Source organism: Moritella sp. PE36, from assembly GCF_000170855.1.
In the GTDB taxonomy this organism is placed as follows: Bacteria; Pseudomonadota; Gammaproteobacteria; order Enterobacterales; family Moritellaceae; genus Moritella.
In genome coordinates this window covers 42,446-56,517 of the sequence record NZ_ABCQ01000017.1, presented here as the reverse complement: position 1 = coordinate 56,517, position 14,072 = coordinate 42,446, and the positions used below count along the sequence as shown (strand labels likewise).

Sequence of the window (14,072 nt, the reverse complement as noted above, 5' to 3'; positions counted from 1 at the left end):
TCCCTAAGCGACCTGTTTCTTAAATAATTCACGGAATACAGGATAAATATCTTCGAGTTGGCGGATATGTTGTAAGGCAAATTGTGAGTATTCTTCCGCTACTTTTTCATATTCTCGCCATAATGTTTGATGTGCACGACTCGTTATTTCTATATAACTGAAATAACGTACTCGCGGCATGATTTTATCAAGTAAAATCTTACGACATAAAGGAGAATCATCAGCCCAATTATCGCCATCAGAAGCTTGTGCAGCGTAAATATTCCATTCGTTAGCCGGAAATTTATCGGTGACAATTTTATCCATCAACTTTAATGCCGACGATACAATCGTGCCGCCTGTTTCTTGCGAGTAAAAGAATTCATGTTCATCGACTTCTTTTGCTTGTGTATGGTGGCGTATATAAACCACCTCAATCGTTTTATAAGTACGTGTTAAAAATAAATACAGTAAGATATAGAAACGCTTAGCCATGTCTTTGGTTGGCTGGTCCATAGAACCTGATACATCCATGAGACAGAACATGACGGCTTGGCTATTCGGTACCGCATATTGCTCAAAATTGTTATAGCGTAAATCAAATGTATCGATGAACGGAACTTTACTGATCCGCTCTTTAAGCGCTGCAATTTCATTTTTTAATTCGTCAACAAACTGGCCTTCAATTTCCCCCTGATTAGTTAACTCATCAACTTGCTGTTGCAATGCTTTTACTTTTCTTTTTTTACTCCCCGTTAAAGCGGTACGTCTTGCTAACGAGTTTTTCAATGATTTCACAAGCGCGATGTTACCTGGGGTACCACTTGATGTATAACCTGCGCGATGGGTTTTCATTTCAACAATACTGTTAAGTTGATTTTCTTGTAAGTTAGGCAATTCTAGGTCTTCAAATAACAAATCAAGATATTCGTCTTTTGAAATCTGAAAACTAAAATCATCATTACCTTCACCGCTGTCACTGGCTTCACCATCTCCGGCACCAGAACCGCTTCCGGGAGGTGGACGTTTGATTTTATCACCAGTAATAAACTGGTCGTTACCTGGATGTACTATGGTACGTTCACCGCCTTTACCTTGATGGAATATAGGCTCGGAGATGTCACGAGTTGGAATGCTGACACTTTCTCCAGATGTAATATCCTGGATACTGCGATTATTTACAGCATCAGATACCGCCTTTTTTATTTGTGAGTTATAGCGACGCATAAAGCGTTGCCGATTAACGGTACTTTTATTTTTTCCGTTTAATCTGCGATCAATAAAGTGTGCCATCTCATCCCCTTAAACGAATACCGTTATGATGATTTACGTACACGTAAATACCATTCTGACAACAATCTCACTTGTTTTTTGGTGTAGCCCTTCTCCATCATGCGGTCAACAAAGTTTTCATGTTTTTGCTGTTCGTCAGTGGATGTCTTACCGTTAAATGAAATAACAGGTAACAACTCTTCGGTATTGGAGAACATTTTCTTTTCGATCACAACACGGAGTTTTTCATAACTAACCCAAGCAGGGTTTTTACCGCTGTTATTGGCTCTGGCACGCAAAACGAAGTTAACGATTTCATTACGGAAATCTTTAGGGTTGCTTATGCCCGCTGGTTTTTCTATTTTTTCTAGATCATTATTTAATGCTTCGCGATCAAATAATTGGCCTGTTTCAGGGTCTCGATATTCCTGGTCTTGGATCCAGAAATCGGCATATATCACATAGCGGTCGAAAATGTTTTGGCCATATTCAGAATAAGATTCTAAGTAAGCTGTTTGAATTTCTTTGCCGATAAACTCAACATATTTCGGGATTAAATAACCTTTCAAGAACTCTAAATATCGATCTGCAATATCTTGCGGGAATTGTTCACGTTCAATCTGCTGTTCGAGTACATAAAAAAGGTGTACAGGGTTAGCGGCAACTTCCACATGATCAAAGTTGAATACTTTAGATAAGATCTTATAAGCAAAACGGGTAGAAAGGCCTGACATACCTTCGTCTACACCAGCGTAATCCCGGTATTCTTGATATGACTTGGCTTTCGGATCGGTATCTTTTAAGGTCTCGCCATCGTAAACGCGCATTTTCGAGTAGATTGATGAGTTTTCAGGGTCTTTAAGTCGAGATAGCACGGTGAATTGAGCAAGCGCATCGAGAGTCCCAGGCGCACATTTGGCGTTATGTAATGCACTGTTTTCGAGTAATTTACGATAAATAGATTGTTCTTCACTGATACGTAAACAGTAAGGGACTTTAACTATGTATACCCGATCTAAAAAGGCTTCGTTATTTTTGTTATTACGGAATGTTTGCCACTCGGATTCATTAGAGTGAGCAAGAATAATGCCTTCGAAAGGCAGCGCTGATAGACCTTCGGTACTGTTATAGTTACCTTCTTGCGTTGCCGTAAGTAGGGGGTGCAGCACTTTAATCGGTGCTTTAAACATCTCTACGAACTCCATAATGCCTTGATTCGCTTTACACAATGCCCCTGAATAGCTGTAAGCATCCGGATCATCTTGTGAGAAATGTTCTAACTGACGAATATCAACTTTACCGACTAACGATGATATATCTTGGTTATTTTCATCCCCTGGTTCTGTTTTAGCAATGGCAATCTGGTGAAGTATAGATGGGTGTACTTTTTCAACTTTAAACTTGCTGATATCACCACAAAATTCTTTTAAACGTTTAGCGGCCCAAGGAGACATCACATGACCAAGGCAGCGGGTTGGGATACCGTATTCATTACGTAAGATATTGGCATCTTCATTGACATCAAACAAGCTAAATGGATGGTCGTTTACGGGGGATCCTTTTATGCGGTAAATGGGGATATTCTGCATTAAGTCTTTCAATTTTTCGGCTAGGGATGATTTACCACCACCGACAGGGCCGAGTAAATATAAGATCTGTTTCTTTTCTTCTAAACCTTGCGCTGAGTGTTTTAGATACGCAACAATCTGCTCGATAGCATCTTCCATGCCGTAAAAGTCTGCAAAAGCAGGGTAGCGTGCCACAACTCTGTTGGAAAATAATCGGCTTAGGCGAGAATCGGTCGCGGTATCAACCATTTCAGGTTCACCGATTGCGTTTAATAATCGTTCAGCTGCAGATGCATATACGCTTTTGTCGTCACGACATAAATTCAAGAATTCTTGAATTGTATATTCTTCTTCACGACTTTCTTCGTATCTTTGCTGATAATGTTCAAAAATACCCATTAGTAACCCCCAAATGTAATTACTTGCATCCGCAAACATTAGCATCTACAAGTCTGAACTATTTCTCATTGCTAGTTTAAATTTAGACTTTGATTTTAAAATTGCGCAATTAAATTGCGGTTTTATAAGCGTTTTATTATTTTATAATTGTGGTGGTAATATTATATTTTAATGATAAGTGTGCGTGCGTCAGTGAATGCGGAGTAATTAGAGTTGTTTTGTGGGTCTTTGTATTGTTAAATGTTGATTTTTCGATATATAAATAAAGTATAGCCTAATCGAAATGTGAATAAACATTATTTAGGATTGATATTTGTTAATGGTGGTATTGCTATGTATTTATCATGGCATTGCGATATTGGATATGACTTTAGTAGAAGATTTACGCTAAATGGATTTTAACGTAAATCTATATGGATGAGGTTTTATGCTGTTATTTTTTCATGTAGCAATTTATTTAACATTCTCATTGTGGCTTGCACACCTGCAAATACTTGGTTAGAGCTAACGCCACGGGTGCGGAAGGTTTTATTATCTTGCTGCCAAGTGATAAAGCTTTCTGTTAATGCACTGGTTTTACCACCTGGTGGAATACGCACTTGGTAGTTTTCTAAGCTAGGGTAGTCAAAGCCAACCTTTTGCATAATCGCTTGTATCGCCATACTGAAGGCATCAAATCCGCCATTACCTGAGCCAGCAGATTTATACATTTCATCACCAATGCGAGCACGGATACTTGCCGTTGAGTCAACATTTAACCCTGATGTTATCGAACAGTCGAGCAGTTCAATGTGCGAGTAATCTTTGCTTTCCAAGAGGTCTGCAATAATAAAGGGCAAATCCTCTGGTGTGATAGTGGATTTTTGATCGCCGAGTGTCACAATTCGTTGGAGTAACTTGGTTTTTTGTTCCGCACTCAAATCAATGTTTAAATCTTCTAAATTCTTCTCAAGCGATGCTTTGCCACTCATTTTACCGAGTGCGTAGGTACGTGTACGTTCAAATCGTTCAGGGCCTAATACCGTTTGATATAATCCGCCTTTGTTATCGCCATCAGCATGAATACCACTGGTTTGTGTAAACACGTCAGCACCGATGATTGGCGCGTTTGCCGATGTGATCTTACCTGAGAAGTTTTCAATCATTTGGCTAATCTGATGAATGCGTTGTTCATTGATTGATGATTCGATACCGAGTTTATCTTTCAATACCACCGCAACTTCGGCCAGAGACGCATTACCAGCGCGTTCACCTAAGCAGTTTACTGTGCAATGGATAGCGCTAATGCCGACTTTGGCAGCGGTAAGCGCATTCGCTGTTGCCAAGCCATAATCATTGTGTGGATGAAAATCAAATTTCAGCTGGGGGAAACGCCTGATCATGTCAGATAGGCTAGTGTGAACCTCGTCTGGAGACATAATCCCAAGCGTATCAGGCAGCATGTAATGTTGGATAGGTAAATCCGATAGCTCACTGACCATGTTATAAACGTATTCAGGGTTATCACTGTAACCGTTAGACCAATCTTCAAGGTAAATATTTACCGATAATCCTTGTTCTATTGCGTAATAAATCGTTTCCCTGACATCGGCAATATGTTGAGAAGGGGTTTTTCTGAGCTGTTCGGTACAGTGTTTTTCACTGCCTTTGGTGAGTAAGTTTATCACTTTGGCACCGCTGGATGTTATCCAGTCAACGCTTTTGGTATGATCGACAAAACCCAGTATCTCGATTCGGTCTGCAACTTGTTCTTGTTCTGCCCACTGCATTAATGAGGATACGGCCTGTTTTTCGCCAAGAGAAACGCGTGCAGATGCAACTTCAATTCGGTCAACATTAAGGGATTGGAGTAGGGCTTTGGCAATACTAACTTTTTCGTCGGGGGTGAAGGAGACCCCTTGGGTTTGCTCTCCATCACGAAGAGTTGTGTCCATTAATTGGACTTGAGGGCGCATGATTTCCATATTTGCTACCTGCTTCAAATTGTAGGGAAGGAGCGGATAGAAGATGACTACCCGCTTTTAAACTGTATCTTAGTGTACTTTGCGATAGCGTTTTGTATTGCTACCACAGAGCTTCGATTTATTGAGATTGAGCTATACCGAAAAGTTAGCTTGCTTCCGTCCATAACCATGGAAACTGTTGCTTATTTTTAGTTTCGAATTCAGTGATTTTAGCTTCATGTTTCAATGTCCATGAAATATCATCAGCGCCTTCAATAAGGCTTTGCTTACGGAATTCGTCCACTTCAATGTTAATAACAATACCACCCGGTGTTGTTACTGTTTGTGCAGGTAGGTCAACAGTAAACTCGATACCTTCATTTGCCTCAATTTCAGACATTAACGCTGCGAGTTCTGCTTTGCTTACACGGATTGGTAAAATACCGTTTTTAAAGCAATTTGAGTAAAAAATATCAGCATAGCTAGTTGAAATAATGGTATTGAAACCAAAATCTTCAATTGCCCACGGCGCATGCTCACGTGATGAACCACAGCCGAAGTTATCGCCAGCAACTAAAATTTTAGCGCCTTTGAATGCCGGTTTGTTTAATTCAAATTTAGGATTTTCTGAACCATCATCAAGAAAACGCCAATCATGAAATAAGTGAATACCAAAGCCGGTACGTTCAACTTTTTTCAAGAATTGTTTTGGGATGATTTGATCTGTATCTACGTTACTACGATTCATTAATGCAGCAACACTAGTATGATTTTTATATGCTTTCATTTTAATTCCTTGATCACTAATGTGCTAAATTTTATGCCCAGTTACGGATGTCAACAAAATGGCCTTCAATCGCTGCCGCTGCAGCCATTGCTGGTGATACTAGATGAGTACGTCCACCTTTACCTTGACGACCTTCGAAGTTACGGTTTGACGTAGATGCACTACGTTGACCTTCACCTAGTTGATCACCATTCATTGCTAGACACATAGAACAACCTGGTTCACGCCATTCCCAACCCGCAGCAACTAAGATCTTATCTAGACCTTCTTTTTCTGCTTGTTCTTTCACTAAATATGAACCAGGAACTGCGATAGCTTGTACTGAAGCGCTTACCTTTTTACCTGCTGTTAATTCAGCTATGGCACGGAAATCTTCAATACGACCGTTAGTACAAGAACCAACGAACACAAGATCAATATTAATATCTGTGATTGCGGCACCGGCTTCAATGTCCATGTAGGCAAGGGCACCTTTACATGCCGACGCTTTAATTTCATCACTGAAATCACTTGGTGAAGGTACCGTTGCGTTAACTGCTACAACTTGCTCTGGTGAAGTACCCCAAGTAACTTGTGGTGCAATATCTTCCGCTTTAAGCTCGACGATAGTATCAAATACAGCGCCGTCATCAGTTGGCAGTGATTTCCAGTATGCGAGTGCAGCAGGCCAGTGATCACCTTTTGGTGCGAATTCTTTACCTTCAAGGTAAGCATATGTCGTTTCATCTGGTGCAATAAGGCCAGCACGTGCGCCACCTTCAATCGCCATATTACATAAGGTCATACGACCTTCCATTGTCAGGTCTCGGATGGCAGAACCTGCAAATTCGATGACATGGCCAGTACCGCCAGCAGTACCAATTTTACCGATAACAGCAAGGGCAATATCTTTTGCTGTTGAATATTTAGATAATTTACCTTCTACACTTATTAGCATAGTTTTTGATTTTTGTTGTTGTAGCGTCTGAGTTGCCATGACATGTTCAACTTCAGAAGTACCGATACCGAATGCTAACGCACCGAATGCACCGTGTGTTGCTGTATGTGAATCACCACACACTGCTGTCATACCTGGGTGAATGAAACCATGTTCAGGTACAACAATATGAATAACGCCGTTATTAACGCTCTGCATATCGTAAATAAGCAGGTCGTGTTCACTACAGTTATTTGCCATCGTATCAATTTGTTTCGCGGCAATTGGATCTTTAATCGGTAAATGACGGTCAACAGTCGGTACACAGTGATCCATTGTTGCCAAGATACTATGACGATTACGGATCGGACGGTGTTGAACTCTTAAGCCTTCAAATGCTTGTGGACTTGTTACTTCATGCATCAAGTGACGATCGATGTAGAGTAGCGGGGTGCCATTCTTAGGTTCGTGAACTAAGTGTGAATCCCAAATTTTTTCATACATTGTCTTTTTCATTGCTTCCCTTCCCATCAAGCGAGATATTTATACTTTCTTATCCTTCGATACTATGACAATTATGCGATCGTCTTCAAGAACATAATTTCATTAACCGTTGTAATTACAAATCTTGAGGGTTGTGTAATCCCGTCGATTGTCATTGTGTAGGGTTATAATACTACCTAATTAAAATTAACTGGTTTTATATGTTGTTAATTTTGGTTTTTATGGAGTTATTTGTTTTTTACATTATGTTTTGTTTTTTTACTTTTCAGCTTTTCAATGCTGGAAATAAAGTAATTTTAGCCATTTTAAGGTCTTGATGGTAGAAATAACCATATAACCTATGCTTAAGAGAAGTCATAGCCATGTATTATTTTAGATAGATCAACGTATTAAAGGGGTGAGGGAATGAATTCTTTAAAAGTATCTGATTATATGCAGTTACGGCCAATTAAGTTAACCGCAGATATGCCGGTGGCCACCGCTGTAGACCGATTACTAAAATCAGGTCATATCGGTGCTCCTGTGGTAGATGATAGTGATACGCTTATTGGCTGGATATCTGAGCAGGATTGCTTAGCATCATTACTGGAATCGAGTTATTACTGTGAAGAGGTCGCGATAGTTGAAGATCTGATGAGATCGGATGTACTCACGGTTCGGGTTGAAGACGGTATTATTGAATTAGCACAACAAATGTTAGAAGTTAAACCTAAGGTATATCCAGTGATTGACGAAGAGGGTTTATTAGTGGGGATCATTTCTCGTCGAGATGTACTTAAAGCAATGGATAAACAACAACAAGCTTGTTATAAAAATGCCGCTAATATTTAGTTAATTTCAATGTTAAAAAAGGCTACAAGATTTGTAGCCTTTAAACTAGTTACCAACAATATGAACTAACTATGCAATAGCTGCATCGTTTGTTTTGTTCTCGTGGAATCGTTTTTCACCGAAATACGCGTAAGTTAAGCAAATGATAGACGCGAAGCAAGAGGCGACGAGTACCATGAAACCGCCATCCCAACCGAAATGGTCCACGGTATAACCCAGCACTGCGTTTGCAGCTACCGCACCACCTAGGTAGCCGAATAGACCTGTTAGGCCCGCTGCTGTGCCTGCAGCTTTTTTAGGTGCAAGCTCGAGTGCATATAGACCAATTAACATGACAGGGCCGTAAATTAGGAATCCAATCGCAATGAGTGCGGCCATATCAATGGCAGGGTTTCCTGGTGGGTTAAACCAGTAAACAAGCACCGCAATAGTGACTAGAGCCATAAATAGTATTCCCGCTGGCGCACGACGTCCTTTAAATAATTTATCTGAGATCCAACCACAAAGTAGGGTGCCTGGAATACCCGCCCATTCATACAAGAAATAAGCCCAAGAAGAACCATCGACAGTGAAACCTTTTGCTTCTTTTAGATAAACAGGGGCCCAATCTAAAACACCGTAACGGATCAAGTAAACAAAGGCGTTAGCAATCGCGATAGACCATAACAGTTTATTATTAAGAACATATTTGAAGAAAATCTCTTTTGCCGTCATTTCTTGTTCATGATCTTTGCTGTAATCATCTGGGTAATCATCTTTATATTCTTCGATTGGTGGTAACCCACAAGATTGCGGCGTATCACGCACCGTGAACCAGACAAAGATGGCCACGAGTACAGCAAAGAAAGCTGGAACATAAAATGCCGAATGCCAATCGTCATTAAATGCCCATAAGCCAAGCAAGAACATAGGGCCGATTAAACCACCACCGACGTTATGCGCAACATTCCAAACGGAAACTAATTCACCCCGTTCTTTTTTAGACCACCAGTGAACCATGGTTCTGCCACAAGCTGGCCAGCCCATACCTTGAAACCAACCATTTAAAAATAGTAAAACGAACATCGCAGTAATACTGCTGGTGGCCCAAGGCATATAGCCAAAAGTAAACATGATCGCGGCGGACATTAATAACCCAGCGGTTAAGAAATAGCGTGGATTAGAGCGATCGGAAACACTACCCATCAGGAACTTAGATAGGCCGTACGAAATAGAGACTGCAGAGAGAGCAACACCAAGATCGCCACGGCTAAAACCTTGTTCAATCAAGTATGGCATGGCCAAACTGAAATTTTTACGAACTAGGTAATAACCTGCGTAGCCAACGAAAATACCAAAGAATAACTGCCATCTTAAATATTTATAGGTGGAGTCAACCTGGTCTGCGGGTAAACGAGCAATGTGCTCTTTCGGTTTGAAAATACCAAACATTTATAACCTCGAGTTTTAACGTGTTAATGGTTTTAAATAACCATTTTATAGGGTGTGATGTTCGTTCGAGCGAAAATCGAGTGAATTCTATTTTCTTTCGCGTATTATTTATGTGATTCAGATCGAATAAATATCTGTTAAAAATCAATCAGCTAAGATATGTGAATAAACATATATAAATTAGTTAATCGGCATTGCGTCTGTAAATAAATCGTGACAGCGTGTAAAGCCATGTGGTGGCTACTCACTTGGTGGTATTTCAATGGTTGAAAGGTATTGTCATGTCAAATAGTGTAAATAATTTGTTCCATGTGTAATTAAATTTATATTTGCTTGGTGTCGAGCTAATAGCCTAAAAAATGTGCCATAACGATTACCAATGGGGGTTATAGTGATGTGACTGATGTGCTTTTCATTTGAAATTAAATAATCATTTGAAATTCCCCAAAGACTGGCATAGTATTTCGCCTTTAAACTAGAGTTAATGGGCGCTTTCTAACTATTATGCAGAGTATCTTCAAATCCCTGACCGCTGAATTATCTAATTGTATGCATTTCGATCGTTTTCGTTTTAAACGTCGTTTGCAAGCTGCACAAAAATTACCGTCTGAAAAACAACAAAAAACAGTTGAAAAAATACAGCTAGATATTGCTGCATCTTCGAATCTGCGTCAGTCGCGTATTGATAATTTACCGGTTGTTTCATATCCAGAATCTCTGCCTATTAGTCAAAAACGTGACGATATCGCTAACGCTATTTTAAATAACCAAGTGGTTATTATTGCGGGTGAAACGGGCTCAGGTAAAACCACTCAGATCCCTAAAATATGTCTCGAGCTTGGCTTAGGCATTGATGGCATGATTGGCCATACTCAGCCAAGACGACTTGCCGCACGTACCGTGGCGAACCGTATTGCCGAAGAGCTAGATTCAGAGCTTGGTGAGCACGTTGGTTATAAGATCCGTTTTAACGATAATGTCAGTAAGAACAGTTACATTAAATTGATGACGGACGGTATTTTACTGGCGGAGATCCAACAAGATCGCTTCTTAAGTAAATATGACGTGATCATTATTGATGAAGCCCATGAACGTAGTTTAAATATTGATTTCATTCTCGGTTATTTAAAGCAGCTACTTAACCGTCGCCCTGATTTAAAAGTGATTATTACTTCTGCGACAATCGATCCAGAACGTTTCTCTAAGCACTTTAATAACGCGCCAATGATTGAAGTGTCTGGTCGTACTTATCCTGTTGAAGTGCGCTACAACGCGTTAGCAGAACAAGAAGACGGGCATGAGCGTGATCAAATTCAAGGCATTGTTGATGCGGTCGATGAACTGCAGAGCGAAGGCCTTGGGGATATTCTGGTATTCCTTAACGGTGAGCGTGAGATCCGTGATACTGCGGATGCGTTAAACAAATTAAAACTTCGAGATACCGAAGTGCTACCTCTGTATGCACGTTTGACCAATGCTGAGCAAAACCGTATTTTTCAAAGTCATGTTGGTCGTCGTATTGTGTTATCGACTAACGTAGCGGAAACGTCATTAACGGTACCAGGTATCAAATATGTCATTGATCCGGGCACTGCACGTATCAGTCGCTATAGTTTCCGTACTAAGGTGCAACGCCTGCCAATTGAGGCGATATCACAAGCCAGTGCAAATCAGCGTATGGGCCGTTGTGGCCGTGTTAGCGCAGGTATTTGTATTCGACTCTATAGTGAAGATGATTTTAATAATCGTCCCGAATTCACGGATCCTGAAATTACCCGTACTAACCTCGCCTCGGTTATTTTAAAAATGCATGCATTGGGGTTAGGGGATGTTGCTAACTTCCCCTTTGTACAGCCGCCAGATAGCCGTAACATTACCGACGGCTTAAAACTGCTCGAAGAACTCGGTGCGATTGATACCAGTAACGCTGACCATAATAAACGCCTCACATCTGTCGGTGTATCATTGGCGAAGTTGCCGATTGATCCACGTCTGGCGCGTATGGTCATGGAAGCAAATACCAATGGTTGTTTGAATGAAGTAATGGTGATTACTGCAGCACTGTCGATTCAAGATCCACGTGAACGACCAATAGAAAAACAGCAAGCGGCTGATGAACAGCATCGTCGTTTTTACGATAAAGAATCAGACTTTATTACGTTTGTTAATTTATGGAATTACGTCAAGCAACAACAAGATGAGTTATCGTCATCGCAGTTCCGTCGTTTATGTAAGAAAGATTATCTTGCGTATATGCGAGTACGTGAATGGCAGGATATTTACAGTCAATTATCACAAGTAGTGAAAGAGTTAGGTTTTACCGTAAACCCTGTCGCAGTGAATGAAGAGGGTGAAGTAAGTAACAGCGATAATATTCATAAAGCCTTATTATCAGGCATGTTAAGCCACATTGGCTTTAAAGATAAAGACCAAGATTATTTAGGTGCGCGTAACAGTAAATTTAATATCTTCCCAGGTTCTGGCTTATTTAAGAAACAGCCTAAATGGGTGATGGTTGCAGAACTGGTGGAAACATCACGTTTATTTGGCCGTATTGCGGCGAAGATCCAACCAGAATGGATTGAACCGCTTGCGACACATTTAAACAAATCAAGTTACAGTGAACCGCATTGGGAAAAACGCCGAGCTGCGGTTGTTGCTGCAGAAAAAGTAACCTTATATGGTTTAGTCATTGTTGCTAAACGCATGGTGAACTACAGTCAAATTGACCCTGCATTATGTCGTGAAATATTTATTCGTAGTGGGTTAGTTGAAGGTGAGTTTAATACTAAACATGCGTTCTTTAAGCACAATATGGCGGAAGTAGAGCGTATTCATGCATTAGAACATAAATCTCGTCGTCGTGATATTTTGGTTAGTGACGATGATTTATTTGGTTTTTATGCTGATATTATTCCTGAACACGTTTGCTCTGGTCGTCACTTTGATAGCTGGTGGAAGAACGAGATCAAGCAAACACCGGATTTGTTAACGCTCACCCAAGCTCGTTTGATGAAGCATAATGCCGAAGCAATTACTGCACATAGCTATCCAGAATTTTGGAGTCAAAACAGCTTTAAATTTAAATTGGAATACAATTTTGAACCGGGTACCGTTGAAGATGGTATCACGGTGATTATTCCATTAGCGATCCTCAATCAAGTTAATGAACAAGGCTTTGATTGGCTGATCCCTGCTTTACGTGAAGAATTAATCATTACCATGATTAAGGCGTTGCCAAAAACACTACGCCGTAATTTTGTACCTGCGCCAAATTATGCAGGCGCAGCACTGGAGAATATGGACCCTAGCCAAGGTGAATTAGCCGCAAGTCTGAATAAACAGTTATTGCGCATGACGGGTGTCCGTTTAGAGCAAGATGTATGGGAGCTCTTAACGCTACCAACTCACCTTAAAATGCATTTCAAGATTGTAGATGAAAATCTAAAACAAATTTGTGTTGGTGATGATCTCGGTGCGTTAAAGCAAAAACTACAAGGTAATATCCAAAAAACGTTAGTCAAAGTAGCCGATAAAGGCATTGAGAAAAAGGACCTTATTACCTGGGATTTCGGCAACTTACCCACTGAATTCAAGCAAAAACATGGTGGTTATGAAGTTAAAGCTTATCCGGCATTAGTTGATAACAAAAATTCGGTTGAAATTAAGTTGTTCGATCATCAAGAAGATGCAGCTGTCGCTGCAAAAGCTGGTTTGCGTCGTTTGATTTTACTTAATGTACCGTCACCGATTAAATACCTTGAACAGAAACTACCAAACAAAGCGAAACTTGGACTGTATTTCAACCCGTTTGGTAAAGTAACTGACTTGATCCACGATTGTATTTCTTGTGCTGTTGATAACATAATCGAAAAACAGCCTGCACCGAGTGATGCTGACAGCTTTGAAGTATTAAAAGAATTGGTTCGTGCCAATATTGCTGATGAAACGGTTGAAGTCGCTAAGCAGGTTGAGAAGATACTCACTGCTGCGCATCAAGTGCATAAGCAGATTAAAGGTAAAGTTTCTCTTGATATGATCGTGGCGAATGGTGATATCAAAGCGCAACTAGGAAAGCTTATTTACAGTGGTTTTGTGACCAATACAGGTGTTAAGAAATTAGCGGATGTACAACGTTACATTGCAGCGATTGAGCATAGATTGAATAAACTAAAGATTGATCCTATCCGTGATCGTGGTCATTCGGTTGAAGTGCAACCGTTATTGGAAAAGTATGTTCAGTTAACAAAGATGCCACGATTAACACTTGCGCAGCAAAGTGAGTTATTAAAACTGCGTTGGATGTTGGAAGAGTTGCGAGTATCGTTATTTGCTCAACAATTAGGGACCAGTTATCCGGTGTCGATTAAACGCGTTAAGATCGCATTTGCAGAGTTTAAAGCGAGTTTGTAGTCTGACTTAATGCTATTTAGTACCGGTAA

At 40.3% G+C, this 14,072-nt stretch carries 8 protein-coding genes; 2 read left to right on the top strand and 6 right to left on the bottom strand.

Annotated elements, in window-relative coordinates; genetic code table 11:
- Window positions 1–3 precede the first annotated feature (3 nt).
- The 5 genes from PE36_RS11685 to leuC form a co-directional block, all read right to left on the bottom strand.
- Window positions 4–1,272, bottom strand: coding sequence for a YeaH/YhbH family protein (locus PE36_RS11685; RefSeq protein WP_006032244.1), 1,269 nt, complete (start codon window positions 1,270–1,272; stop codon window positions 4–6).
- 23 nt (window positions 1,273–1,295) lie between these two features.
- Window positions 1,296–3,218: a PrkA family serine protein kinase gene (locus tag PE36_RS11680; protein ID WP_043994466.1), complete on the bottom strand. Its 1,923-nt coding sequence runs from the start codon at window positions 3,216–3,218 to the stop codon at window positions 1,296–1,298.
- A gap of 425 nt (window positions 3,219–3,643) precedes the next feature.
- A complete protein-coding gene (locus PE36_RS11675) occupies window positions 3,644–5,173 on the bottom strand; it encodes an alpha-isopropylmalate synthase regulatory domain-containing protein (protein ID WP_232286575.1) in 1,530 nt (509 codons plus the stop codon).
- Between the two features lie 154 nt (window positions 5,174–5,327).
- On the bottom strand, window positions 5,328–5,948 hold the full coding sequence (gene leuD, locus PE36_RS11670; RefSeq protein ID WP_006032241.1) for a 3-isopropylmalate dehydratase small subunit: 621 nt from the start codon (window positions 5,946–5,948) through the stop codon (window positions 5,328–5,330).
- Between the two features lie 31 nt (window positions 5,949–5,979).
- Window positions 5,980–7,380: a 3-isopropylmalate dehydratase large subunit gene (gene leuC, locus PE36_RS11665; RefSeq protein ID WP_006032240.1), complete on the bottom strand. Its 1,401-nt coding sequence runs from the start codon at window positions 7,378–7,380 to the stop codon at window positions 5,980–5,982.
- 393 nt (window positions 7,381–7,773) lie between these two features.
- Here leuC and PE36_RS11660 point away from each other — a divergent pair, with 393 nt between their 5' ends.
- A complete protein-coding gene (locus PE36_RS11660; protein ID WP_006032239.1) occupies window positions 7,774–8,199 on the top strand; it encodes a CBS domain-containing protein in 426 nt (141 codons plus the stop codon).
- A 69-nt stretch (window positions 8,200–8,268) separates the two neighbouring features.
- Here PE36_RS11660 and glpT read toward each other — a convergent pair whose 3' ends face one another.
- Window positions 8,269–9,630, bottom strand: coding sequence for a glycerol-3-phosphate transporter (glpT, locus tag PE36_RS11655; RefSeq protein WP_006032238.1), 1,362 nt, complete (start codon window positions 9,628–9,630; stop codon window positions 8,269–8,271).
- A 504-nt stretch (window positions 9,631–10,134) separates the two neighbouring features.
- Between glpT and hrpA the strand changes: the two genes are divergently transcribed.
- Window positions 10,135–14,043, top strand: coding sequence for an ATP-dependent RNA helicase HrpA (gene hrpA / locus PE36_RS11650; protein WP_006032237.1), 3,909 nt, complete (start codon window positions 10,135–10,137; stop codon window positions 14,041–14,043).
- Window positions 14,044–14,072 lie beyond the last annotated feature (29 nt).